A 25,313-nucleotide genomic window follows, 5' to 3' on the forward strand; every position below is an offset into this window, starting at 1 on the left:
CCGTGCTCAGCGGGTGATCACGTGGATCTTGTGGTTGTCGATCGCGTACACGCGGTGGGTGATCGGGTCCAGGGCCAGGGTGGTTATGCCGCCGGCTTCGCTGCCTGTGGCGAAGACGATCGACGTGGTGCCGGTGCCGGTTCGGGAATCCAGTACTCGGACCAAACCTTTGGTGCCGGTCGGGTCGGTCTTCGCATAGGTCTGTTCGATCGTGTAGACGGTGTGGTCGGTGGTGTCGACGGTGATTGCCCAGGCGGATGGCGACAGTGGCAGGGTGGAGCGGAGGGCGCCGGTCTCGGTGTCGATGGTCTTCAGGTATCGGAATTCGTCGGCGAGCGAATTCTCGTCGCCGATCGCGTACAAGGTGCTGGTCGTCGGGTCGAGGGCGAGGCCGCGAACTCGGGCGCCGAATGGGATCGTGGACTTCACGGTCATGCTCACGGGGTCGATCACGTGAATCGGTGTGCGACGTTCGAATCCGACGTACAGCGCGTGGGTGGTGGGGTCGATGGCGAGGTCGCGGGCCTCCATGGGGACGGTCACGCCGCCGATGACGGTGTTCGACGTGGTATCGATGATCCTGATCGCATCTCGTGGGTCCGATATCAACCGGAAGCCGATCTCCACGGCGTAAAGGCGGTGGGCCGCGGTGTCGATCGCCAGCCGCCATATTTGCTCGGTGAACGGGATGGTGGTGGTGACGGCCTTCGTATCGATGTCGATCACGTTGATCCGGCTGTCGGAACCATCGCTGCGGCCACTGGCCACGTACAGCTTCCGCGCGGCCGGGTCGAGCGCGACGCCGGCCGCGTTCCCGACGACCGGAATAGCGGCGGTAGCCTGGCCCGTCCGTGCGTCGATGAACTGGACCACGCCATCCCACCTGGCCAAATATGCGATATCCGCGTAGACGACGGCGGTGTCGGTGCCGTCTTCGATCGGAAAGCTATTGCGCAGGACCGGTGTGGCCGCGACCGCGTTGCTGTCGTGAAAGTTCCGGAACAGCAGCCCGGACGTCGCCAGCAGCACCGCGACGACAGCCGCGGAACCGAGGACGATCGCTCGCCTGCACCCGGTTCCGTCGCCGTCGAATTGCCTGCCCATCAGCCGTAACGCCTGTTCCGGGAATAGTCTTCGCGGCAGCGTGATTCCGTGCGTGCCGCGTGCCCGCAGATACACCGTTCCGCCGATGGCGAAGAAGTCGCGGATCCGGTCGTAGGCGATCACTGTCGTTCCGGTCACCAATTCGACCTCGAGCGAATCCCGCAGATAGCGAACGGTCATCACGGCTCCGGGCGACGCGTATGCCATGACGCGGCGATTCCGCAGAAACATTTGCACGACGGTCAGCAGCAATCCGATCACCACCGTGACTGCCAGCAGACCGAAATACAGTTCGATCAGGTCCAAAACCCAAGCGTCGGAACGACTGGCGGCGGCCACCACATTGAAGATCCGCCGTCCCATCAGAATCAGCGGAACCGCCGCGACGAAACCCAGTCCGGCCGGTGAGCGCCACCGCGCCACCGCCGCAGTCCGGCTCAATCGCAATCCCGACTCCGAATCCGCCACCACCGCAGCGGAAAAGAGCACGTCGTCCATCGGCAATGAGGGCGCTTCCTGCGATGTCCGGCCCATGACCCCCCTATCGGTACTGCTCGACTACCAGGGACGAAGCCTATCGGTCCCCACTTCGGTTGGCCCGCACCACCATCCATCGATATTGCGGCATCGGCAAGCGGTCCCATAGGTTGTCGATGCCTGTCACTCGTGTGAGTGGCGGGACTCGATCCGGAGGTAATTCTCGATGTTCGTCAAATTCCTGGCAGCCGCGGTGATCGCCACCGGCGCAACGGCAGCCCTTACCGCGACCGCCGGCGCCGACGCGCTCACCGACGGCCCCTACGCCAACTACGGCGACTGTGCCGCCGCGGCGCAGCAGGCGGGTTACTCCGACTCGGGCTGCCATCTCGGCCAGGGCCCGCAGGCCGGCAACTGGTACTTCTACAAGACCGGGGGCACCGGAAGCAGCAGCGGCAGCTGATCACGGCGAGGATGCTGCGGACGCAGCCCGCAGCATCCTCGAAAGCGGTTCACCGGTACTGAACCGTCACCGGGGCGTGGTCCGACCAGCGCTCGGCGTAGGTGGCGGCGCGCTCCACCACGGCTTGTTTGGCGCGGGTGGCGATTTCACCGCGGGCAAGCTGGTAATCGATGCGCCATCCGGCGTCGTTGTCGAAGGCGCGGCCGCGGTAGGAGTGCCAGGAGTAGGGGCCGGGGACGCCGGAGTGGAGTTCGCGGACCACGTCCACGTAGCCGGCGGCGAGCATCGAGGAGACCCAGGCGCGTTCGCCGGGGAGGAAACCGGCGTTCTTGAGATTGCCTTTCCAGTTCTTGATGTCGAGTTCGGTGTGGCCGATGTTCCAGTCGCCGCTGATGACGAAATCGCGGGTGATGGCGGTCATGCGGGCGCCGACGGCGTCGAGGAAGCGGTATTTCTCGTCCTGCATGGGGGTGTCGGCTTCGCCGGTGTGGACGTAGACGCTGGCCACGGTGAGATCGCCGAAGTCGGCTTCGATATAGCGGCCGGTTTCGGCGAATTCCGCTACCGGGGTCCAGGTTCCGTCGACGTCCGTGCCGACGCCGATGCGGACGGCTTCGGGTTCGCGGCGCGAGAGGATGGCGACGCCGGCGCGGCCCTTCACGCCGGGTTCGGCATGGCTGAGAATCCAGCCGGCATCCAGGGCGGGAGCCAGCGCGCTACGCGTTTGCTCGTCGGTCGCGCGGGTCTCCTGGAGGCAGATGAAATCGGCTTCGGTGGCCGCTAGCCAGGGGAGCAGTCCTTTGCCTGCCGCCGCACGGACCCCGTTCACGTTGACTGTACTGAGGATGTTGGCCACCCTACGACCGTACAATGCGGTCATCCACACTTCTCCGCGGACATCGAGGTCCAGGAAGGGGTGACGACGATGACGTCAGGCACCGCTCAGCCCACACCCCCGCTCGCGCCCACGAAGGCGATTCACATCGGGTCCGGAGACCCGCTGCTCCTGTTGCACGGGTTCATGATGTCGCCGCACTGCTGGGAGCAGGTGGCGCAACGCATGGCCGGGCATTGCGAGGTGTTCGCTCCGGCGTTCACGGGGCATTGGGGCGGACCCGATTTCGAGGGCTGGTATCTCGATGTCAGTACCCTTGCCGACCGGGTCGAGGACCAGTTGGACGAATTGGGCTGGCGGACCTGCCATATCGCCGGCAATTCGCTCGGCGGCTGGGTGGGGTTCGAACTGGCCCGGCGCGGGCGCGCCCGCACGCTCACCGCTATCGCGCCGGCGGGCGGCTGGCAATCGCCGTCCGTCACCCAGTTCCGGATCGGGGCCAAGTTCCTGTCGCTGGTGCCGTTCGTGGAGATCGGCAAGCATCTGCCGCACGCCATCGCGTTCAGCGCGCCGGTGCGGCAGGCGGTGGCGATGATCTTGAGCAAGAACACCGGCAATGCGCCCCGGCGCGCCATCGAAGCGGCCATCACCTCGGCCATGAACTGCAAGGCCATGCTGCCGATGATCGCCGGTTCGGTGCGGTATCCGGCGTTGGAGGACCTGTCCACGCTGAAAACGCCGGTGCGGCTGCTCATGTGCGAGAACGACCGGGTGATCCCGAATCGGGTGTACGCGCGGCGGTTCCTGGAGGAGCTGCCGGAGTGGGCGGATCGCATCCTGGTACACGATGTCGGGCATGTGCCGATGCTGGAAGCGCCGGACCGGATCGCGACGCTGATCGCTGAGCACGTGTACGCGAGCCGGACTCGGCTGCGGGCGGTCTGACCTTCGCGGCATTCGGCATCCCGCCGGAATCAGCCCACCGCGTCCCGCGGCGGAATCACCTTGCGGTCGACGAAATCGGCGATCAGCGCGGCGATTCCGTCCGGGTCGTCGAGTTGCGGGCAGTGCCCGGCGTGCGGCAGTACCGTCAGTTCGCTGTCCGCGAGCCGGGCGTGCAGGTCGCGGCTCGCCTGTACGGGAATGATCCGGTCGCGCGCACCGTGTACGACGGCCACCGGGCAGCCGACGACGAGTTCGGGATAGCCGGCCACCGTCTCGTGGGCGAAACGGGTGGCGTACTCCGCCAGCCAGGACAGTTCGGACATGGTGCCGTACTTGGCGGCCCAGATCGCGAGCAGTTCGCGGTCCGCCGTGCGAGGGCGGCCCCACAGCAGATAGCGACCACCCGTGGTGATCACGCGGCGGACCAGTGGCGCGGGTACCGGCAGGCGTCGCAGCGCCCGGGCGGCGCGGGGTGCGATGCGGCCGCGCGCGAAACGGGCCAGCCAGTCGCGGGAGAGAATCGGCTCGTCCAGGGCGACTATGCCCGATACCGAAGCGGGGTGGCGTCGGGCGGCCCGCAGCGACATGGCGACGCCGAGGGAATTCCCCACCAGCACAGCGGGTCCCGTGGCGGCGAGCAGGCCGTCCACGAAATCGTCGAGCTGCGGCAGCAGCGGACCGGCGGCGAAGGGGTCGGCGCGGCCGAAGCCGGCGGCATCCACCGCCAATGCGGTGCGATCGCGCCGCGCCAATCCGGCGAGCACACCGCGCCAGGTATCGGCGTCGTCGGCGAAACCGTGCAGCAGCACGATCGGCAGGCCACGGCCGTCGACCCGCAGCGCGCGGGTGCGAGTGCGACCGTAGGTGACGAGTTCTTCGGTGACTCCGGCGGATTCGCCGTTCATAGGTGACGGCATTGTCACTCCCGTTGTGCGAGAAGATATTCGGCGAACGAGACGACTGCCCGGCCGATCAGGCGTACATCGCCTCGATGGCGTCGGCGTAGGTGGCGGCGATCGGCTTGCGGCGGAGCTTGCCGGTCGGGGTGAGGTGGGTGGTGCCGGGCTCCCAGCTCTCGCCGATCACCGTGTACTTCTTGATCTGCTCGACGCGGGAGAGGGTGGCGTTGGCGGCGTCGATTCCAGCTTGAATTTCGGTGCGCACCAGCGGATTCACCGCCAGTTCGGACAGCGATCGATCGGTGACCCCGTGTCGTTCGGCGAAGGCCGCTGCCGCGTCGGGATCGAGGCAGATCAGCGCGGTGTTGTAGGGACGGGCGTCGCCGATCACCGCCACCGGTCCGGCCAGCGGGGTGGCGACGGCGATGGCGTTCTCGATATTGGCGGGCGACATGTTCTTGCCCGCCGCGTTGATGATGAGTTCCTTCTTGCGGTCGACGATCGAGAGATAGCCGTCCGCGTCGAGGGTTCCGATATCGCCGGTGTGCAGCCAGCCGTCGGCATCGACGGCGGCGGCGGTCTGTTCGGGATCGTTGCGGTAGCCACGCATTACATTCGCCCCGCGCACCAGCACCTCGCCGTCTTCGGCGAGCCGGATCTCGGTGCCCGGCAGGGCGGTGCCGACCGTGCCGATGCGGATCCGGCCCGGCCGGTTGACCGTGGCGCCCGCGGTGCATTCGGTCATGCCGTACGCCTCGCACACCGTAATGCCCAGGCCCAGTACGAATTCCAGCGCCTCCGGGGCGAGCGGGGCCGCGCCGGTCACCCCGAGCCGCACCTGATCGAGTCCCAGCCGGGTGCGAATGCGCGACAGCACCAGACGATCGGCGACGGCGTATCGCAATGCCGGCGCCGCTCCGGGTGTCCGGCCCGCCGAAGCCAGCCGCGCCCGCGCCCGCCCCACACCGATCGCCCATTCGGCCAGCGCTCGTTTGACGGGGCTGGGCTCCGCGGCGATCTGCGCTTCGATGGCCGCTTTGACCTTCACCCAGATACGCGGCACGGCAAGGAAAACCGTGGGCCGCACCTCGGTCAGGGTCGCGATCGCCTGCTTGGGGTCGGACAGCGTCGTCAACTGCACGCCTTTGAGCAGATTGCCGTAGTGCGCGAACCATCGGTTGGCGGCGTGCGCGTCCGGCAGGTACGAGATGACCCGGTCCCGCCCGTCGACCCCGCCGAACTCCTCGACGATGCGGGCATTGGCGAGGAAGTTGGCGTGGGTCAGCTCCACCCCCTTGGGCGGGCCGGTGGTTCCGGAGGTGTAGACGATGGTCAGCAGATCATCGGGACGCACTGCGCGCCAAGTGCTTTCGAAGTCGAACTCCGCAGCCGGAGCGGCTTCCACCGCGTCCAGTCCGATGGTCCCGTCGAGCGCGCCGTCGACGCACACGATGTGCTCGACCTTCCCGCCCAGCCCCTTGGCCGCCAGCACCACCGGCACGAACTGGCGCTCGCACACCACGATCCGATTGCCCGCGTTCCCGAACAGGTAGGCGAGCATTTCCGCCGGATTGGTGTTGTACACGGAGAACGGCGTCGCCCCCGCGTGCAGCACGGCGGTATCCACCAGATGGAACTCCGGACGATTGGTGAGCATGATCGCCACCGTGTCGCCCGGACCGACGCCGAGTCCGGCCAGCCCGGCGGCAATGGCGCGCACCCGCCGCGCGTACTCCCGCCAGGTCACCGTGACGCCGCCGCCCGCGTCACGCAGGGCGATGGCATCGGGATCACGGGCGGCGGTGATTTGGAAAGCGTGGCACAGCGTGGCCGGCTCCGAGGTCACGGGCGGTGACTCCGTTTCGTGAGAGATGTTGTGGTTCGGTGGTTCTCGTCCCCTACTGCGCCAGCAGCCCCTTGGCCACGTGCGTCACCTGGATCTCGTTGGAACCCGCGTAGATCATCAGCGACTTGGCGTCCCGGGCCAGCTGCTCGACGTGGTACTCGGACATGTACCCGTTGCCGCCGAAGAGCTGCACCGCGTCCATGGCGACCTCGGTGGCGATCTCCGAGCAGTACAGTTTCATCGCCGAGGCCTCGGCCAGCGTCGGCGGCTTGCCGGCGCGGGACCGCTCCAGGGCCATGAACACCATGTTCTGCACATTGATCCGCGCGACTTCCATCTTGGCGAGCTTGAGCTGCACCAGCTGGAAGCGCCCGATCTCCTGACCCCACAGCTTGCGGGTCTTCGCGTATTCCACACAGCGCCGGTGACATTCGTTCACGATGCCCAGCGCCATGAACGCGACGCCGATGCGCTCGGCGGTGAAACTCGAACGGGCGCTTTCCCGTCCGTCGCCGCCCTTGTGCTCCTCGGTCTCCCCCAGCAGCCGGTCCTTGCTCAATCGCACATTGTCGAAGAACAATTCGCCGGTGGGCGAGGCGTGCAGGCCCATCTTCTTGAACGGCCTGCCCTGGGTGAATCCCTCCATGCCCTTGTCGAGCACGAAGGTCAGCACCTTGCGATCGCGTTTGTCCGCGCCGTCGCCCTCGTCGAGCTTGGCGTAGACGATGACGGTGTCGGCGTAGGGACCATTGGTGATGAAGGTCTTCTGGCCGTTGAGGATGTAGTCCTCACCGTCGCGCCGCACATAGGTCTTCATGCCGCCGAAGGCGTCAGATCCGGAATCCGGTTCGGTGATGGCCCAGGCCGCGACCTTCTTCATGGTCACGATATCGGCCACCCAGCGTTCCTTCTGGGCGAGCGTGCCGCGCCCGAGAATGGTGGTGGCGCCGAGACCGATGCTCACGCCCATGGCGGTGACCAGGCCCATGCAGACCCCGGACAGTTCGCTGACCAGCACCGCCATCAGCGATTCCTGGCCGGAGAAGGCGCCGCCGTCGCCACCGCCGGACTTCTTCTCCGGCAACGGTTCTCCCGCGGCCAGCGCTTCCTCCCGTTTACGCTGCTTTGCGAGCAGTTTGGTGACCGACTCCTCCCCCAGGGCGTCGATCCCGAACTCGCCGAACAGTTTCCGGATGATCGGGTACGGCAGCATCTCGCCGCTGTCCAGGGCATCCAGGTGCGGCCGGATCTCCTTGTCGATGAACCCGCGCACCGCGTCGCGGATCAGTTCATCGGTCTCGGACCATTCGAACATCGTTGTTCTCCAACCTGATTCAGGGCAGGCGCGCGCCGATATCGTCGACCGACCACGGGCCTTCGGTTTCGATGGTCTTCACGTCGTGCCAGCCCGCCAGTTCCGAGATGGCGCCGCCCTGCACCGCGAACACCTTGCCGGTGATCGGGCACTTCTCGGTGGCCAGGTAGGCGACCAGCGGGGAGATATTGGCCGGGCTGAAGGCGTCGAACTCGCCTTCAGCCAGGCCCGCTTCCTGCGCTTTCATCATGTCACCCATGCCCGGCGTGGCCAGCGTGAGCCGGGTACGGGCGATCGGCGCGATGGCGTTCACGCGCACCCCGTAGCGGGCCAGTTCGTCGGCGGCGACCAGGGTGAGCGCGGCGATACCGGCCTTGGCGGCGCCGTAGTTGCCCTGCCCGGCATTCGGCACGGTGGTGCCGGACGCGGAGGCGGTATTGATGACCGCGGCACTGGGCTGATTGCCCGCCTTGGACTGTTCCTTCCAGTACCCGGCGGCATGGCGCAGCACGGCGGCGTGGCCCTTGAGGTGCACGGCCACGACCGCGTCCCACTGCGCCTCGTCCATGCCGGCGATGAAGGCATCGCGCAGGATGCCCGCGTTGTTCACCACCACGTCCAGCCGGCCGAACTCCGAAACCGCCTGGTCGACCAGGTTCTTCGCGCCCTGCCAGTCCGCCACGTTGTCGGAGTTGGCGATCGCCCGCCCCCCTGCGGCGGTGATCTCCGCGACGACCTCGTGCGCGGGCCCGCTGTCGGCGCCCACCCCTTCGTTGCTGCCGCCGAGATCGTTGACGACCACGGCCGCGCCTTCGCGGGCGAACAGCAGCGCGTGCTCACGCCCGATGCCGCGGCCCGCGCCGGTGATGATCGCGACCCGTCCCTCGAGTGCACCCATGAATATCTCCTCGATAAAGAATCAGTCGGCAATGACGGCCAGGCCGTCGCCGAGAACTACGTCGTCACCGCGCACGGTGCGGAAGGCGTAGGTGGTTTCCCCGCCCTTGCTGCCGGTCACCCAGATCTGGGTCTCCAGGTCGTCACCGGGGAAGACCATCTTGGAGAACCGGACGGCGAATCGCTTGAGCCGCTGTACATCCGAGCCACCGACCGTGGTGAGCACGCCCCACGAGGACATGGCCATGGTGCACAGGCCGTGCGCGATGATGCCCGGCAGACCGGCGTCCTTGGCTACCTGCTCGTCCAGGTGCAGCGGCACCGGATCGCCGGACGCCGGGGAGTACCGGTACGTCTGATCCAGATCGACGTGCGCCGGAACAGTATGCTGTGCAGGCGATTTCGTCAGCTCGGCGTCCAGCCGGTGCGCGGGGGCGCTGTCGCCGACCTGCTCACCGATATCGATATTGCGGAAGAACGCGGTCAGGTACTGCTCGTTGACCAGTTCCCCGTCCTCGGCCCGGCATTCGATGAGAATGGTGATGGTGGAGCCGTTCGGCTTGCCCTCGTACCCGATGGCCTTGGCCCGCGAGACCAGCTGATCACCGGGCCGGATCGGGCGGTGGAAGTGGAAGTCCTGCTCCCCGTGCACGACCCGGCCGAAGATCTCCATCGGCACCACTTCGAGCACCGGCATCATCATGGCCTCGAAGACCGGGACGATGCCGAAGATCGGCGGCGCCACTTCGCCTTTGAGATGCGCTTCGATGGGGTCGTTGGTGGCGGCGGCGTATTCGGCGATGCGCTCCGCGGTGACCTCGAACCGTTCCTCGTCGCTCCAGACGTTCAGCCCGGCGGGATCGAAGCGAATGACCTTGTCGGTCATGGGTTTTCCCTTCGCGATCAGGCCGCGGTGGCCAGGGCGTCGAGGGCGGTGAGGGTCTTGTCGAGCTGGGTCAGCCCGTCCTTCTCGACGGCCTTGCCGAGCGCGCCCTTGATCAGCGCGCCCTCGAAGTCACCGGAGACGGAGAACTTCGAGCCGCTGCCCTCGGGGGCGATGTCGAAACCGAACTGCACCTTGACGCCAGCCATGCCGGTGCCGCTGAGCACCAGGCGATTCGGGGTGTCGACGCTCTCCACCACCCACTCGATCTTGTTGGCCATGCCGAGCATGAGGATCTTGGCGGTCAGCTTGGCGCCCGGGGCGAGCACGGCCGGCGGCTCCTCCATCCAGCGCTCGTGGATGGAGAACCACTTGTCCCAGGTCTGCGGATCGGAGACGACGGCCCACAGGGCGTCGGGGGTGGCGGTCAGTTCACGGCTGGCTTCGATGTGGCCCATGATGTGCCTCTTTCTTCGGCGGCGGATAAGGATTGAGGGATTCGATCAGCGGTCGGCGCGCTGGTAAGCGGTGACGACGGCCGCGCCGCCGAGCCCGATATTGTGCTGGAGGGCGGCGGTGACGTCGTTCACCTGCCGCTTGTCGGCGGTGCCGCGCAGCTGCCAGGTGAGTTCACTGCACTGCGCCAAACCCGTTGCGCCCAAGGGATGTCCCTTGGAGATGAGCCCGCCGGACGGGTTCACCACCCATTTGCCGCCGTAGGTGGTCTGGCCCGCGTCGATGAGATGACCGGCCTCGCCCTCCTTGGCCAGGCCCAGGGCCTCGTAGAGCAGCAGTTCGTTGGCGGAGAAGCAGTCGTGCAGCTCGATGACCTGGAAGTCCTCGGGGCCCAATCCCGCCTGCGCGTACACCTTCTCGGCCGCTTGCACGTTCATGTCGTAGCCGATGAGGTTCTTGGCCGAACCATCGAAGGTGGACTGGAAGTCGGTGGTCATGGCCTGGCCGACGATCTCCACCGCCTGCGCGGACAGGTCGTGGCGGTTCACGAAGTCCTCGGAGGCCAGGATGACCGCGCCCGAACCGTCGGAGGTGGGCGAGCACTGCAGCTTGGTCAGCGGGTCGTAGATCATGCGCGAGCCCAGGATGTCGTCGAGCGAATACTCGTCCTGGAACTGCGAATACGGGTTGTTGACCGAGTGCTTGTGGTTCTTGTAGCCGATCTTGGCGAAGTGTTCGGCGGTGGTGCCGTACTTCTTCATGTGCTCACGGCCGGCCGCGCCGAACATCCACGGGGCCACCGGGAACAGCACCTCGGAGATCTCGGCGAGGGCCATGATGTGCTTGGCCATCGGCTGCTCGCGGTCGTCCCAGGTGGAGCCGAGCGAACCGGGCTGCATCTTCTCGAAGCCCAGCGCCAGGGTGCAGTCGGCGAGACCGCCCCGGATCGACTGTGCCGCAAGGTAGAGCGCGGTGGAGCCGGTGGAGCAGTTGTTGTTGACATTGACCACCGGGATGCCGGTCATGCCCAGTTCGTAGACCGCGCGCTGGCCGGAGGTGGATTCGCCGTAGACGTAGCCGACGTAGGCCTGCTCGACCTCGCGGTAGTCGATCCCCGCATCGGCGAGGGCCTTGGTCCCGGACTCGCGCGCCATATCGGGGTAGTCCCAGTCGCTGCCGTCTTCGTTCTTGCGCCGCCCCGGCTTTTCGAACTTCGTCATGCCGACGCCGACGACGTAGACCTTGTTCGTCATCGAACTCCCTCAGGTTCAGGGTCGGTCCCCCTGGACCGAACAGAAACAAACATACAAAGCTGTATGTAAGTACGCAAGAGGGCGGCCGGGACTCTCAGCTTTCCGGGCGTGGCGGCGGCCGGAGGTAGTTGTGTCGATACATACAGTCGGCGTTGTACGTTTCGCGCACACGAAAAAGCCGCCGGGACGACATCCCGGCGGCGCTCGGCGCGGCGACTATTCGGCGTTAGGCCCCAGGCCAGGCACGCTTCCGTCGGCAATCCGGCGCAGGTGCGCGGCGGCCCGCTTCCAGCGCCGCTGCGCGCGATCGGGATCGGGAGAGACGAAGTTGGACATCAGAATTCCGCGCATGACGTCCATGGCGGTGTAGACCAGATCGCGAGCTTCCTTGCGCTGCATGGCATCCGGCACCAATTGCGCCACCGCGACCAGCACCGCGTTGTTGACGAACGGCTCGACCTTCTCCATCTCGGCAGCCAGCAGCGGGTCGGTACGCCCCGCCACCCAGAGTTCGATCGCCGCGATGAACAGCGGCCCCTGATGCAGCTCCCACATGAAGTCCAATGCCGCGTCCAGCGGATTGTCGCCGGTGCGCACCCGCTCCAGCTCCTGCATCGCCGCCTGGGTGCGCCGCTGCGCGAGATGACTGATGGCCGCCACGACCAGGTCCGTCTTGGAGCCGAAATGATGCACCTGCGCACCCCGGGTCACCCCGGCGCGCTCGGCCACCCGCGGCGTGGTGGTGCCCGCGTACCCGTACTCCACCAGGCATTCGATGGTGGCGTCGAGCAGGCGCACCCGCATCTCGTTGCTGCGCTGCTCCTGCGTGCGGCGCTGCGGTTTCGAGACGGCGGACCTGGTCATGCGACGATCTTACACTTACATACAGTCGTGTATGTTCACGCCTCGTCAGTTCTCCGAGTTGTACTCACAGGCGTCGCAGGTCCACCCCGCATCGGTCCGGACACAGTCCTGCAACCGGATCATCGGATTCCCGACCGTCTGCTCGCACTGGGTGGCGCAACTGTTCAGATCGGACCCGCAACTTACCGGGTCCGCGGAGGCCAGAGCGGGAATCGTCAGGGAGAACAGTACGCCGGCAGCGGCCACGGCAATACGAATGATCTTCATTTTCGGGTCCTTTCGCAGCGAGGGCATCGCCTCGGACAGGCGAGCACACACGATCGGCCGATCGAAAGTCAGCCTAACAATGAGATAGCCGGGATTTTGCTAAGGTTCGCTATCGATTTCCGCGACCGGAACGTGAGGAAACGCCGCAGTGCGGGGCCCCTCCGTCGTCTACCATGATCGCGTCGCGGTCGGGGCAGGGCGCGGCGGATCGACCGGGGCCGGGTAGTCATGAGCGTATTGGCCGGAGTGCCATTGCATTCCACCGTGATCGCTGCGCTTCGCACTGCGAGCCAACGAATCTCGCACTCCATCGATACCCGCGACCTCCTGGTAGCGCTGATGCGCGTCGACGAATCGGCGAACTGGTCGCGAATTCGGCTGCACGCCGGTGATATCGACGCTATCGCGGGGAAAGTCGCGCTGGATCCGCTGAATCGCAGCACGGCTGACTGGAACGGCACCCCCGTCACCGGCAGCTGCGCCGCCGCCCTCGACGTCGCCGCCCGCCTGGCCGGGCATTACAACCTGTGGCCGCTACCACCCGGCATGCTGGCGCTCGGCTTGGTAGCCGACGAATCCAGCTCCGCCGCACAGGTTCTCGGCAACGACCTGGGACACGGCGAACTGCTGCGCCTCATCCAGGACGAGGTGCTCGGCGTCGCGCTCCACGGGCTCGACGCCGTCCTGCCCGCGATGGTGGCGGCCGCGCGTGAGACTGCTCGCCGACGGCCCGCGGCGATACGGCCACCACAGCAATATCCGGTCGCACAACCGGCTCCGCCACCACCGCCGATTCCGGCCCAGCCACAACGCCCGGTGCCGGTGGGGACGCCCGGTCGCCTGTACTGCCGGGTGTGCGGATCAACGCCGGCCGTGCAGGTCGGGTTCTCCGGCCATCAGGGCTTCCTCATCCGCATGGCGTTCCTGTCGGTGACGGGCCCGTTCTGCCGGGATTGCGGACTCGCCACCTATCGATCGATGACCGCGAAGACCCTCTGGCAAGGCTGGTGGGGGCCGCTCTCGGCATTCATCAATCCCATCGTGGTGCTGTCCAATGTGGTCAGCGAGCGGGCCGTGCTGCGACTGCCGCCGCCCATCCCGGGCGCCCCCGGCATCCCGCTGGATCCGGGCAAACCCGTGCGGCGGCGGCCGAGCGCCATCGCCGGCATGCTCGCCCCGTTCCTGGTCGTCGCCGCCGTCGTCACGAATATCGAATTGCACGAACGCGCCCCTGATCACGCTCCGGCCGCGGCCGTGACGAAAACACGCGAGACGAAAACATACGACGTGAACCGTGCACAGGTCGGCGACTGCCTCGATGTCACCGCCTCGGGCGTCGTGGCCGACGCCGAGAAGGTTTCCTGCGCGGATTCGCGTGCGCGTAGCCGGGTCATGGCGCGGCTACCCCAATCAGCCGACAGCACCGAGTGCTCGGCGCGCGGGGCGGCGGGCTACTACCGAACCGCCGACGCCCTCCTGTGCCTGCGGAAGTGGTGAGGCGGGCAGGCATCATCAGCCGGGATGCTCGTCGTCAGTCCGTCAGGCCGAGGGCGGCGAAGACCCGGCCACGCACCTCCTCGACCGATCCCACGCCGCAGACCCGGCGCAGCAGGCCGCGGGCTTCGTAGAAGGGCAGCAGGTCGGCGGTCATCGTGCGGTAGGTGGCGATGCGGTCGCGGACCACGTCCTCGCGGTCGTCGGCGCGGTGTTCGAGTTCGGCGCCGGCCGGTGGGGGGTTGTATTTCAGGTGGTAGATCCGGCCGGTGCGCTTGTCGATGCGGCGGAGGACGGCGCGTTCGATCAGCAGGTCTTCCGGAATGTCCAGGGCGACAACCGCATTCAGGGTGAGGTCGTGCTGGGCGAGGACGGTGTCCAGGCCGGCCGCCTGGGGTGTGGTGCGGGGGAAGCCGTCGAGCAGGAAGCCGGGTGCGCAGTCGGGTTCCTCCACGCGCTTCGCCACGAGTGCGAGCACGACCTCGTCCGGCAGCAGACCACCGGCGGCCATCAGATCGATGTGCTCCGGCGCCAGTTCCCCCGCGGCCTTCGCCGCGCGCAGCATGTCACCCGTGGAGATCTGCGGAATCCCCAGCCGTTCACAGAGGAATGCCGCCTGCGTGCCCTTGCCCGCGCCGGGCGGTCCCACCAAGACGAGTCGCATGATCACACGGTACGACGGGGCGGGGCTGGCAGGATGGTTGGATGACGAAGCTGACCAGGAAGCAGATCGCCGAGGCTGGGCTGGACGGGTGGGTTTATGTGCCGGGCGGGTTGCAAACCCGGATTCGGACAAAGGATTTCGCGGGCGGGCTGGCCGTGGTGAACGCGATCGGGGCGGTCGCGGAGGAGCTGGATCATCATCCGGATCTGAATTTGCGGTACGGGTTCATCGATGTGCGATCCAGCAGCCATGATGTGGGCGGGGTGACCGAGCGGGATGTGCGGCTGGCGCGCCGGATCTCCGTCATTGCCGCCGAGGCCGGGGCGGTGCTGGAACCGGAGCGGGTGTCGCGGTTGGAATTGGCCCTCGATACGCCGGATCGGGCTGCGGTGCAACCGTTCTGGGCCGCCGTGTTCGGGATGGAACTCCCGTCCGGGGCCGCGCTCGCGGACGAGATCTCCGATCCGGCCGACGCATTGCCGACCGTGTGGTTCCAGCAGTCCGGGTCCGAGGAACCCCGGCAGCGGTGGCATCCGGATATCTGGATCGAACCGGCTCAGGTACAGCCGCGCCTGGAAGCAGCGCTCGCCGCGGGCGGCGAGTTGGTCAGCGACGAGGCCGCGCCGAGCTTCTGGGTGCTGGCCGACCCGGAGGGAAACCGGGTTTGCCTGTGCACCTGGCAGGATCGTGAACCGCCGCAGAGCTAGGCGGATGCCGCGCGCCGGGCGAGGGTCACGGTGACCGTGAAGAGCAGGACGCCGAGGATCGCCAGGCCGGTGCCGACCAGTGCGGGCGCGGTGTAGCCGAGTCCGGCGGCGATGACCAGGCCGCCCAGCCAGGCGCCCGCGGCATTCGCGATATTGAGGGCCGCGTGGTTGAGGGCGGCGGCCAGGGTCTGGGCATCGTGCGCCACGTCCATCAGGCGGGTTTGCAGGGCCGGGCCCAGTGCCGCGCCGGACGCGCCGACGAAGAACGCCGCCACCGCTGCGGTGAACGGATTGTGCGCCGCCGCAATGAAAGCGGCCAGGATGACCACCATCGAGAGCAGGGCGGCGTACACCGAGCGGTCGACGCCGCGGTCGGTGAGGATGCCGCCCAAGATATTGCCCGCCACCATGCCGAGACCGAACAGCATGAGCACGATCGGGACCAGGCCGAGGGACATGCCGGCCACATCGGTGAGGGTGATGTAGGTGTAGACGGCGAACATGCCGCCGAAGCCGACCGCGCCGACCAGCAGGGTCAGCAGCACCTGCGGGCGGCGCAGCGCGCCGAGTTCGGTGCGGGGATCGGTGAGGACGATGCCGGTGAGCTCCGGCACGAAGCGCGCGATGGCGGCCACCGTGGCCAGACCGATGACGGCGACCACCACGTAAGCGTCCCGCCAGCCCAGATGCTGACCCAGCCAAGTGGCGGCGGGAACGCCGACAACGTTGGCGGCGCTCAGACCCAGCATAACTGCGGCAACCGCTTTGGCCCGTTGCCCCACCGGCGCCAGCGAGGCCGCGGCCAGCGACGCGACGCCGAAATACGCGCCGTGCGGGAGGCCCGAGACGAAGCGGGCGGCGGTGAAGGTCAGGAAGGTCGGTGCCACCACCGACGCGGCATTGCCCACGGTGAAGGCCAGCATCAGCACCATCAGCAGGCGTTTGCGCGGCACCCGGGCGCACAGCGCGGCGATCACCGGGGCGCCGATCACCACGCCGAGCGCGTACGCCGAGACGGCATGCCCGGCACTCGGTTCCGAGACGCCGAAGGTCTTCGCGATATCCGGCAGCAAACCCATGGTGACGAATTCGGTGGTGCCGATGCCGAAACCGCCCAGCGCCAGCGCCAGCATGGCGGGGATATGCCAGCCGCGCTGTCGCACGACCGGCGTGGCATCGGACGCGGTCATGGTGGGCGCGGCGGCCTCGGAAACTGATTTCGGCACAACCAATCGCAACACCGGAGCGAACCCGCCCGAAACCCCCGAACGCGGTGATCTCACTCACCACGCGCCGATCTTCGTCACGTCCGGGCGGGTTACCGGGCTCGCTCACTCTGCCGCGAGCCGCATCCGGCTGACCAAGCGATGACAAGCCGTGGCGGCCGCCACCTCCCCCGTCTATCCGGCGGCGGCGTTCGCGACCGGGTAGCTGGAGCGGAAGGTCGCGGCGGGGTCGTATTTGCTCTTGATCTGCTGTAGGCGGGTCAGGGTTTCCGGGTCGAAGGCGGCCGCGGCGGATTCGCCGGAATCCAAGTAGGTCAACGGTTTCCGGCCGGACAGGTGCGGGCGCAGGGCGGCGGTGACGGCGTCCTGGCGGGCGGAGACCACGGCGGTCAGTTCCGGGGTCGGGATCGGGCCGAGGAGGGAGAGCAGGTAGGGCTCGTGGATGCCGGCCGCGCAGCCCGCGTCGGGGGCGGGGCGGGCGATCGCGCCGCCGAGGTGGCGGAGCTGGGCCAGCGCGAGCGGAGCGGGGGTGCCGCCGGGGGCCACGGCATCGAGCAGGGTGGCGGCGGTTTCGGGGGCGAGGTCGGTGAGGAGTTCGCCGCGGATGCGGGCCGGGGTGGGAGCGGTGGGTTCCATGCAGATGGAACCGATCTCGGTGGGCAGCAGCGGGCGGCGGGTGTCCAGCACCAGGCCGGGCACCTCCTCGAACCAGCGCAGCGGCGAGGTGACCGCGCCCTGGGCCAGCACATCGATCGCGACCATGGCGCTTCCGCGCAGCAGTTCGGGAAGCTGTGGGAAGGGCGGGAATTGGATGACGGTGTACCAGATGCTCAGGCCCTCGGGCGCTTCCACGGTGGCGCGGCGGAAGGCCGCCAGCACCGCTTCCGCCTGCTCGCTCGGCCACAGCATGCGACCGCCGGACAGCGAAACCGCTTCGAACAGTTCGAGTTCCAGCTCCGTGACGAGCGCGAAATCACCGCCGCCGCCACGCAAGGCCCAGAACAGGTCTGGTTCGGAGTCGGCACTCACCCGGGTCCGGACGCCGTCCGCGGTGATCACCTCGAACGCGCGCACCGTGTTCGCGGCGTACCCGTGACTGCGCGCGAACCAGCCGAGGCCGCCGCCGAGCGTGTAGCCCGCCACGCCCACCACATCGGAACTGCCCACCGCACCGGTCAATCCGCGTTCGGCCGCCGCGCCCAGCACATCCAGCCAGGGCATGCCCGCGCCGATCCGGGCCGTCCGCTCCCGCGCGTCGATCTGCACGCCCTGCAAGGCGCGCGTCTTCACCAGAATCGTCCCGTCGGCCGCGGTGGACGCCCCGTGCCCGGTGGTCTGCGTGCTCACCGCCAGCCCCGCCCGGCCCGCACACCGCACCACGGCCGCCGCGTCATCGGCATCCGCGACCTCGACCACGGCCACCGGCTGCTGCGCCACCGCCACATTCCACGGCATCCGAGCCTGCTCGAACCCGTCCTCCCCCATCGCGACGACCCGCCCGCGCACCGCACTCCGCAGCTCGTTCCCGATTCCCGTCATCATTCCTCCTCCGATACACCGTTCCCCGCACCGGTTTCCCGGTGGACGATGCACATCCACGACCGCACATGCCGATCGGCATGCCGGGCAAGCACTTCCGGCCAGCCGTCCAGTAATCACCCGGCCACCCACCCCGCGTTAACCGCGCCCGCCAGCTACTCCCCCGCCATCTTCACCGCGCCCCGATGACCGTTTCATGATCACGCCCGCAACCGCCCCCGGAAACCAGTTCGGGCACCCGCCCACCCACCGGATTCGGTGGAGGCAGGTGCCCGTGCGGAGCGCGGCGGAAGGATGGTCATGGCCGGGACGGTAGTCCCGGCCCCCATCGTTCGCCGCTGCGGCGCTGTTCACGTTGCATCAGCGCAAGCTCCGGACCCAGTTCGGCCCGTCGCCTTCGGCTCCGGAACGCCTCCACGTCCCGTCGCCCCCGAGCAAGCCCTCGCAGCTCACTCAGGTCGTAGGTGAGACCTCACGGCCTCACCCCAGTTTCGGAGGCGAGACCTCATGCCTCCATCCCGGTTCGAGACCGACGGCGCTCCCTGGTTTCCGGGGCAGAACCTCACGGTTCGTCCACGGTTTCAGGAGCGCGACCTCACATCTCTCCCTGGGGTTTCAGGGGCTTGCCCCTGAGAATCACTTCTTTCCCGCTGAAAGCGGGGCTCAGCGCAGCTCGCGCGCCAGGTTGGCGTCCAGCACGCCGAGGAATTCCTCGGTGGTCAGGTAACCCTGGTCCCCGCCGACCAGCAGCGCGAGGTCCTTGGTCATCTGCCCGTCCTCGACGGTCTTGATGACGACGTCCTCGAGGGTCTGCGCGAAGCCGATCACCTCGGGGGTGTTGTCCAGCTTGCCGCGATGCGCCAGACCACGCGTCCACGCGAAGATCGAGGCGATCGGGTTGGTGGAGGTGGGCTTGCCCTGCTGGTGCTGACGGTAGTGCCGCGTCACGGTGCCGTGCGCCGCCTCCGCCTCACAGGTGCGGCCGTCCGGGGTCAGCAGCACGGAGGTCATCAGACCCAGCGAGCCGAAGCCCTGCGCCACGGTGTCGGACTGCACGTCGCCGTCGTAGTTCTTGCAGGCCCAGACGTAGCCGCCCTCCCACTTGAGCGCGGAGGCGACCATATCGTCGATCAGGCGGTGCTCGTAGGTCAGACCGGCCGCGTCGAACTCGTCCTTGAACTCGGTCTGGTACACCTCCTCGAAGGTGTCCTTGAACATGCCGTCGTAGGCCTTGAGGATGGTGTTCTTGGTCGACATGTACACCGGGTAGTTCTGCTGCAGGCCGTAGTTCAGCGAGGCCCGCGCGAAGTCCCGGATGGACTCCTGGAAGTTGTACATGCCCATGACCACGCCGCCGTCTTCCGGCATGCGCACGACCTCGTGCTGGATCGGCTCGGAGCCGTCCTCGGGCGTGAAGGTCAGGGTGACGGTGCCCGCCTGGTGCACCTTGAAATCGGTGGCACGGTACTGGTCACCGAAGGCGTGGCGGCCGATGATGATCGGCTTGGTCCAGCCGGGAACCAGACGCGGGACGTTCGAGATGATGATCGGCGCGCGGAAGATGGTGCCGCCGAGGATGTTGCGGATGGTGCCGTTGGGCGACCGCCACATCTTCTTCAAGCCGAATTCCTCGACTCGCGCCTCGTCCGGGGTGATCGTCGCGCACTTGACGCCCACGCCGTGCTTCTTGATGGCGTTCGCGGCGTCGATGGTGATCTGATCATCGGTCTTGTCGCGGGCTTCGATGCCGAGGTCGTAGTACTCGAGGTTCACATCGAGATACGGATTGATCAGCTTGTCCTTGATGAACTGCCAGATGATCCGGGTCATCTCGTCGCCGTCGAGTTCGACGACGGTGCCTTCAACCTTGATCTTGGACATGGATCTTCGTGTCCTCCTAGGAAGGTGGTGCTCCCATTGCACGGCCGGTGAGCACCGCTTGTAGCGGACCCCAGCTGTTCAACAGACAACGTATACGCCCGGCGCCCGGCCGGGGGCCTCTGGTACCAGGTCCACGTCCGATGTGGCGTCAAGCATGACAAGCGTACTGCTGGTCCCATCCTCACCGCGCGGCCAGCCCCCGCTGTGCGGGAACGTGCCCTCAGTTACTCGCAAGTAGGGTGCAAGTGACCCAGCCCACTGTTTCCAGTATGCCGACCGAAACCACCGGGCCCGACCTGCTGGGTATGCGCCTCGCCCACCGGGCCATGCTCGCCGACACCCAGCGCCTGTGCGAACTCACCCGCGACATCGCCGCCGGGCGCGCCGACTGCACACCCGCACGCGCGGCCGCCATCACCGATTACCTGCTGCTGCTCTGCGACAGCATCCACCATCATCACAGCATCGAGGACGAGGTGCTCTGGCCGCTGCTGCGCGGCACCGGGGCGGTCGACGTGCGCGAACTCGAGGACGATCACGCCCAGCTCGACCCGATCCTCGACGCCGTCCGCACCGGGGCCCGCGCATTCGCCCGCTCCGCCACCGGTTCCGCCGCCGTCCTCACCGGCCGCCTCTCCCAACTGCACGCCCTGCTCGCCGAGCACATCGCAGACGAGGAGAAAACCGTCTTCCCGGTGATCACCGGCTACCTGGACGCGAAGCAGTGGAGCACCGTCGAAGCCGCGGCCAGGAAGGGCGCGAAGATGGGTTTCGAGTTGCCCCGCATGTTCGCCATGTGCACGCCCGAGGAGTGGGAGCGCGCCACGGCCGAGGGCGGGCTGGTGCTCACCCTGATGCTCCGCTGGTTCGGGCGATCGCATCGCCGGCGCGAAGCCCTGATCGCCGGGGACTGATCGAGGGGTGAGCGGGAACCGGCTGCGGCGCACGCCCGCAATCGGTTTCCGCTTCGTTCAGGCCGGGAGGGCGGCGAGCTGGTCGGCGATGCGGGCGTTGAGCTGTGCCGCTTGGAGGCGGTGCGCGGCAGCGGCGACGGGATCGCCGAGCGCGTCGGCGAGTTCCGCCAGGATCGTGTCCATCGGGCCGTAGACCACCGAACCGGTATCCAGGCCCGCCATGGTGCCCGCGCGCGGCAGCATGTCCCGATAGCAATCGCGCATGCCGTCGAGGTCGTTCAGCCGGAGGGCCGCCCGAGCCCGGAATACCACCATGACCGACCAGTAGTGATCCCGCTTGATCGGCCCGGCCTGCTCGAAAACCGCTCGCGCGCGGTCGTTTTCACCGGCGTCCAGCAGCGCGACGACGTAGGGATGGACCAGGACGCCCGGGGCGGCCGCGTGGAAACGACCCATCGGTTCGACCAGTTCGGACAGGTCGCCGCGCGCCCAGCCCAGCACCATGGCGGCGGCGATCATGAGTTCGGCGCCGTTGGCCGTCCCCGACGCCACCATATCGGCGCTGCACTCGGCATAGATCCGCTCGGCGGCGGCCAGATCGCCGCGCAGGATGGCCAGCACCGCCGAGAACGTCGACAGCACGGTGAGCAATTGCCGCAGCTGTCCACCCGTCGCGCATTCCAGACCGCGCTCGGCCTCGTCCCGCGCTCGCGCCAGATCGTTCGCGCCGCACGCGATCAGGCAGCCCAGAAAGTGCGCGACCGCTTGGAATTCGACCAGCCCGGCCGCGCCGGCGAGCGACCGGAGTTCCGTGGTCAGCGCTTCCCGCTCGTCCCACAGATCCGGCCCGAGCGCCAGGAACGCCCTGGCATTCAAGGCCGCGCACAGCAATTCGGCATCGCCGAGCGCTCGCGCGGTGGCGAGCGCCTCGGCCGAGGCCGCGAACGCCAGCGGATCGTCGTCGCCCTCCACCTCGAACACCGTGGTGATCAGCAGGCGCACCCGGGTCGCGGGCGGCAGCGGACGGTCCAGCGCCGCCGCCAGCGCCCGGACCATCCGCTCGTCCGGGAGGCGTTTGTCCCGCGTACCCCAGATCAGCGGCGACCGCCAGGATCCCAGCGCCGCCGCCATCGGATCGCCGACACCCGGTCGCGCCGCGGCCAGCCGTTCGGCCACCGCCAGCGCCTGCTCGCGCAAGCCCCGGGCGGCGGAGTCGTCGCCCCGGTAGGCGAGTGCATTGACCAGGGCGCACATCGACTCCAAAATGCCCGCGACGGCTTCGCTTTCGAGCCCGGCGGGCAACCAGGACGGACCGGAATCGCCGCCGGAGCCGGGCACCGGTGCGGCGGTAGAAACTGTCTCGCCCGCGACCCGATGACGATCGACCAGCCCAGCGGTCAGAACCGTCTCGCCCGCGGTGCGGTGGTGATCGGCCGGCGTGAGCGCGGGCGGCAAGGCGGTCAGATATCCGGCGAGCACGTACAACTCGAGAACCGCGCGCCACAGTGGTTCGGCGTCCGGGAATTCGCGGCGCGCGCCGGCCTGTAAGGCGGCGGCGCGCGCATAACCCAACGCTTGCAGCGCATTCGCGGAGTTGGCTCCGACGAGGGCGTGATGGGCGAGCGCGTCGAGATCGGGCGCGCTCGCCCGCTCCGCGACTGCCAATGCCGTCCAATGCATGCGAGCCCGCCGCAACGCCGGAATCCCCGCATAGACGGCGTCCCGGGTCAGCGCGTGCCCGAATCGGATCCGCCCACTCCGCTCGATCCGCAACAGCCCCGACACGACGGCGGTATCGACCAGATCGACCAGCGTCTCCTCGTCCTCACCGCTCAGCTCCAGCAGCGAGTCGAAGTCCGCCCCTCCACCCCAGACCGCCAGCAGCCGCAGCAACCGAGCCGCCGCCGCGGGCAGCCGGGCGATCCGCCGCAGCAGTACATCGCGCGCCCCCGCCGGCACGGCGAGCAAATCCCCCTCCGCCGCGGCGAGTTTCGCCAGCTCCGCCACGAACAACGGATTCCCGCCGGTGCGATCCCGCACCAATTCCACGGTCCCGTCATCGATTCCGTGTAAACCCGCGGCCTCGGCCACCACCCGCACCGCCGCGGCGTCCAGCCCCGTCAGCTCCAGCCGCCCGGCCGTCGCCGCCGCCAGCGCCGCCGAAGTCCCCCGCACCTCCTCCCCCGCCTCCGAACCCCGCATGGTCACCACGAACAGCACCGGCAGCCGCGCGGACCACGCCACCACCTGCCGGAGAATCTGCAGTGTGGCGCTGTCCGCGCGATGCGCATCCTCGAGCACGACCACGACCGGGACGGCCTCCGCCGGATCGGCGGTGGTCAAGCAATCCGCCACGGCGCGAGCCAAACCGAACGGAGTGGGGTGCGCCGCGAGATCGGCGTTGCCGCCGCCCAATTCGTCCAGCAATTCCATCCAGGCCCAGGCGGCGGGTGCGCCGTCCACCTCGGGGCAGTGACCGATGACCACGCGCCAGGCAGTGGCGGCCAAATGCTCGGTGACGGTTCGGACCAGGGTGGTTTTGCCGGCTCCGGCTTCGCCTTCGAGCCACACCAGGCGGCCGTGCCCGATGGCCGCTTCGTTCGCGGCGGCGAGCAGCGCGGCGCGTTGTCCGGGGTAGCCGACCGGCGCGGAGGAGGTTGCCGATCCCGCTGTGCCGGTGCCGGATTCGGCAAGGTGTGCCGACGTGACGCGACCCGGATAGGAATTCGCAGTCGCATCGATCGCGGGAGGCGGGGGCGAGGGAAGTGGCAGGGTGAGGGACGGGTCGTGGGCGAGGATGGCGGCTTCGAGGTCGCGCAAAGGCGGGCTGGGGTCGACGCCGAACTCGGTGTTGAGAGTGGCGCGGAGGGCGCGGAGGGTGGCCAGGGCCTCGAGCTGGCGGCCGAGGCGGTACTGGGCGAGGGCCAGGAGACGAACGGCGGCTTCACGTTCGGGGTATTCGTCGACGAGGCGGCGGAGACTGGCGGCGGCCTCGTCGGGGCGGCCCAGGGACAGGGCGGCTTCTGCTCGTTGTTCGACGGCGGTCCGGCGCAGGTCGGTCAGGCGGGCGATCTCGGCCGCACTCCAGACGGTATCGGAGTAGGGGGCGTAGGCCGGCCCGCGCCACAGGGCCAGGGCCGCGTCCAGGGTGCGATGGCGGGCGGCGGGGTCTGCGGTCGCGGTGGCGGTCGCCATCAGCTGGTCGAAATGCCAGGCGTCGACGGACGAAACCGGCAGGCGCAGGGCATATCCCGGCGCCTGGGAGACCAGGATGCGAGCCGGAGCGCGGGGCGACCGCTCCGGTTCGAGGGATCGGCGCAGGTACGAGATGTGCGCCTGTAACGCACCGGATGCCTTCGGCGGCGGTTCGCCCTGCCAGAGGTCTTCGATGAGCCGATCGACCGAAACCACTTCGCCCCCGGCCGAAACCAACCGCGCCAGTACCGCGCCCTGCATCGGCCCGCGCAGTACGGCGGTCCGGCCGCCGACCGATACCCGCAGCGCGCCCAGCACTTCCACCAACACCACGGGTGGTACATCGGCGGGATCAGTGCATTCGCTAACAGTGCGAACGACCAGCGCGGGCCCGGTATCGCGACCGCCGGATCAGTTCCGCAGCGCGCGCACCCCGGAGGCGGCGAGGACGAGGCCGACCGCGATAGTCCCGGGGATGATCCAGAAGCCCTCCGCACCCGGCAGCGCTTCGGCCGCCGCCATGGCGAATACGGCCAGGATTATCACCGCGGCGGCGGGGCGGCCGAGCAGTGGGCGCGGGGCAGCGAGGGCGCAGGCGGCCAAGAGCAGGAAGCCGAGCAGGAAGGCCGCGGCGAGCGGGCCGTTCACCGGGAGGGCCGCGTCTTCGATGGCGGTCTGCTCGTGGTGGGACAGGCGCGGGGCGACGAAGGCCTCGTGGTACGCGCCGACCGGAATGGCCAGGGTCAGGCCGACATAGAGCAGGGCGCCCGCGAGCGTGGACACCCTTGCCACCCAGCCGGTTCCAGGACGATCCGAAGCCGGCCGCACGTCCGCCGGGGCCGGAAGCACTCCCGTGTGCGCACGCATACCGACGGGCGAGTCGGCGTGCGGTCCATGCTGCTCGACGCCGAACGTTTCGGAAGCCGTTGGGGACGAGTGTTTTCCGGCGAACCGCCAGGCGGCCGTCACGAGAGGCAGGCCGACGGCCATGAGGACGGCGCCGGCGCTGAAGGTCAGGTGGGCGGCGACCCAGGTCGGGGCGTGTTCGGCGGTTTCGGAGTGTTCCAGCGGGTGCAGGCCGTTGCCGATCGCGAACAGCACGCCGCCGGCGATCAGTGCGGCGGCGCGCGGCCGGAGGTCTCGGTCGGCCACGGTGGGGGCCGTCGTCATCGTCATGGGCACAGGATCG

Annotated in this window: 22 protein-coding genes; 5 read left to right on the plus strand and 17 right to left on the minus strand. The window is 68.3% G+C overall.

Translation table 11 applies throughout. The features are described from left to right. Window positions 1–6: 6 nt before the first annotated feature. Window positions 7–1,602 carry a YncE family protein gene (locus tag LTV02_RS26160; RefSeq protein ID WP_233034497.1) on the minus strand — a complete coding sequence of 532 codons (1,596 nt, stop codon included), beginning with the start codon at window positions 1,600–1,602 and terminating at the stop codon, window positions 7–9. A gap of 205 nt (window positions 1,603–1,807) precedes the next feature. Between LTV02_RS26160 and LTV02_RS26165 the strand changes: the two genes are divergently transcribed. Then, on the plus strand, window positions 1,808–2,044 hold the full coding sequence (locus LTV02_RS26165) for a hypothetical protein (protein ID WP_233034498.1): 237 nt from the start codon (window positions 1,808–1,810) through the stop codon (window positions 2,042–2,044). A 49-nt stretch (window positions 2,045–2,093) separates the two neighbouring features. Here the strand turns inward: LTV02_RS26165 and LTV02_RS26170 are convergent, their stop codons facing one another. Beyond that, window positions 2,094–2,900, minus strand: a complete 807-nt coding sequence (locus tag LTV02_RS26170) for an exodeoxyribonuclease III (RefSeq protein WP_233034499.1) — start codon at window positions 2,898–2,900, stop codon at window positions 2,094–2,096. 69 nt (window positions 2,901–2,969) lie between these two features. Between LTV02_RS26170 and LTV02_RS26175 the strand changes: the two genes are divergently transcribed. Further along, window positions 2,970–3,824 carry an alpha/beta fold hydrolase gene (locus LTV02_RS26175; protein WP_233034500.1) on the plus strand — a complete coding sequence of 285 codons (855 nt, stop codon included), beginning with the start codon at window positions 2,970–2,972 and terminating at the stop codon, window positions 3,822–3,824. Window positions 3,825–3,853: 29 nt separating this feature from the next. On the opposite strand, the gene LTV02_RS26180 is transcribed toward LTV02_RS26175, so the two are convergent. From LTV02_RS26180 to LTV02_RS26220, 9 genes are all read right to left on the minus strand, one after another. Continuing rightward, window positions 3,854–4,741, minus strand: coding sequence for an alpha/beta fold hydrolase (locus LTV02_RS26180; protein ID WP_233034502.1), 888 nt, complete (start codon window positions 4,739–4,741; stop codon window positions 3,854–3,856). A gap of 55 nt (window positions 4,742–4,796) precedes the next feature. After that, the gene (locus LTV02_RS26185; protein WP_233034504.1) at window positions 4,797–6,569 is read right to left on the minus strand and encodes an AMP-dependent synthetase/ligase; all 1,773 of its coding nucleotides are present in this window, start codon (window positions 6,567–6,569) and stop codon (window positions 4,797–4,799) included. A gap of 52 nt (window positions 6,570–6,621) precedes the next feature. Continuing rightward, on the minus strand, window positions 6,622–7,884 hold the full coding sequence (locus LTV02_RS26190; RefSeq protein WP_233034505.1) for an acyl-CoA dehydrogenase family protein: 1,263 nt from the start codon (window positions 7,882–7,884) through the stop codon (window positions 6,622–6,624). 19 nt (window positions 7,885–7,903) lie between these two features. Continuing rightward, window positions 7,904–8,782: an SDR family oxidoreductase gene (locus LTV02_RS26195; RefSeq protein WP_233034506.1), complete on the minus strand. Its 879-nt coding sequence runs from the start codon at window positions 8,780–8,782 to the stop codon at window positions 7,904–7,906. A 21-nt stretch (window positions 8,783–8,803) separates the two neighbouring features. Next, window positions 8,804–9,667 carry a MaoC/PaaZ C-terminal domain-containing protein gene (locus tag LTV02_RS26200; RefSeq protein ID WP_233034507.1) on the minus strand — a complete coding sequence of 288 codons (864 nt, stop codon included), beginning with the start codon at window positions 9,665–9,667 and terminating at the stop codon, window positions 8,804–8,806. 17 nt (window positions 9,668–9,684) lie between these two features. Then, complete coding sequence (locus LTV02_RS26205; protein ID WP_067720680.1) at window positions 9,685–10,122, minus strand: type II toxin-antitoxin system Rv0910 family toxin; 438 nt, start codon at window positions 10,120–10,122, stop codon at window positions 9,685–9,687. Between the two features lie 45 nt (window positions 10,123–10,167). After that, complete coding sequence (locus LTV02_RS26210; RefSeq protein WP_067720681.1) at window positions 10,168–11,373, minus strand: lipid-transfer protein; 1,206 nt, start codon at window positions 11,371–11,373, stop codon at window positions 10,168–10,170. Window positions 11,374–11,589: 216 nt separating this feature from the next. Then, the gene (locus LTV02_RS26215; RefSeq protein WP_233034508.1) at window positions 11,590–12,237 is read right to left on the minus strand and encodes a TetR/AcrR family transcriptional regulator; all 648 of its coding nucleotides are present in this window, start codon (window positions 12,235–12,237) and stop codon (window positions 11,590–11,592) included. A 45-nt stretch (window positions 12,238–12,282) separates the two neighbouring features. Beyond that, a complete protein-coding gene (locus tag LTV02_RS26220; protein ID WP_233034509.1) occupies window positions 12,283–12,504 on the minus strand; it encodes a hypothetical protein in 222 nt (73 codons plus the stop codon). A gap of 264 nt (window positions 12,505–12,768) precedes the next feature. Between LTV02_RS26220 and LTV02_RS26225 the strand changes: the two genes are divergently transcribed. Then, window positions 12,769–14,001 carry an LppU/SCO3897 family protein gene (locus tag LTV02_RS26225; RefSeq protein ID WP_233034510.1) on the plus strand — a complete coding sequence of 411 codons (1,233 nt, stop codon included), beginning with the start codon at window positions 12,769–12,771 and terminating at the stop codon, window positions 13,999–14,001. Between the two features lie 34 nt (window positions 14,002–14,035). On the opposite strand, the gene LTV02_RS26230 is transcribed toward LTV02_RS26225, so the two are convergent. Then, window positions 14,036–14,662: an adenylate kinase gene (locus tag LTV02_RS26230; RefSeq protein WP_233034512.1), complete on the minus strand. Its 627-nt coding sequence runs from the start codon at window positions 14,660–14,662 to the stop codon at window positions 14,036–14,038. A 41-nt stretch (window positions 14,663–14,703) separates the two neighbouring features. On the opposite strand from LTV02_RS26230, the gene LTV02_RS26235 reads away from it, so the two are divergent. Next, window positions 14,704–15,369 carry a 4a-hydroxytetrahydrobiopterin dehydratase gene (locus tag LTV02_RS26235; protein ID WP_233034513.1) on the plus strand — a complete coding sequence of 222 codons (666 nt, stop codon included), beginning with the start codon at window positions 14,704–14,706 and terminating at the stop codon, window positions 15,367–15,369. Here LTV02_RS26235 and LTV02_RS26240 read toward each other — a convergent pair. From LTV02_RS26240 to LTV02_RS26250, 3 genes are all read right to left on the minus strand, one after another. Then, a complete protein-coding gene (locus tag LTV02_RS26240; RefSeq protein WP_233041713.1) occupies window positions 15,366–16,559 on the minus strand; it encodes an MFS transporter in 1,194 nt (397 codons plus the stop codon). The genes LTV02_RS26235 and LTV02_RS26240 overlap by 4 nt on opposite strands. Before the next feature lie 210 nt (window positions 16,560–16,769). Then, on the minus strand, window positions 16,770–18,134 hold the full coding sequence (locus tag LTV02_RS26245; protein WP_233034514.1) for an FAD-binding oxidoreductase: 1,365 nt from the start codon (window positions 18,132–18,134) through the stop codon (window positions 16,770–16,772). 663 nt (window positions 18,135–18,797) lie between these two features. After that, on the minus strand, window positions 18,798–20,015 hold the full coding sequence (locus LTV02_RS26250) for an NADP-dependent isocitrate dehydrogenase (protein WP_067544012.1): 1,218 nt from the start codon (window positions 20,013–20,015) through the stop codon (window positions 18,798–18,800). 269 nt (window positions 20,016–20,284) lie between these two features. On the opposite strand from LTV02_RS26250, the gene LTV02_RS26255 reads away from it, so the two are divergent. Further along, on the plus strand, window positions 20,285–20,929 hold the full coding sequence (locus tag LTV02_RS26255; RefSeq protein ID WP_233034515.1) for a hemerythrin domain-containing protein: 645 nt from the start codon (window positions 20,285–20,287) through the stop codon (window positions 20,927–20,929). 57 nt (window positions 20,930–20,986) lie between these two features. On the opposite strand, the gene LTV02_RS39340 is transcribed toward LTV02_RS26255, so the two are convergent. Then, entirely contained in the window at window positions 20,987–24,457 is a 3,471-nt protein-coding gene (locus tag LTV02_RS39340) for a BTAD domain-containing putative transcriptional regulator (protein WP_269821560.1), read from the minus strand. 78 nt (window positions 24,458–24,535) lie between these two features. Then, window positions 24,536–25,300 carry a hypothetical protein gene (locus LTV02_RS26265; protein ID WP_233034516.1) on the minus strand — a complete coding sequence of 255 codons (765 nt, stop codon included), beginning with the start codon at window positions 25,298–25,300 and terminating at the stop codon, window positions 24,536–24,538. Window positions 25,301–25,313: the final 13 nt, after the last annotated feature.

The sequence above is a fragment of the Nocardia yamanashiensis genome (assembly GCF_021183565.1).
In the GTDB taxonomy this organism is placed as follows: domain Bacteria; phylum Actinomycetota; class Actinomycetes; order Mycobacteriales; family Mycobacteriaceae; genus Nocardia; species Nocardia yamanashiensis.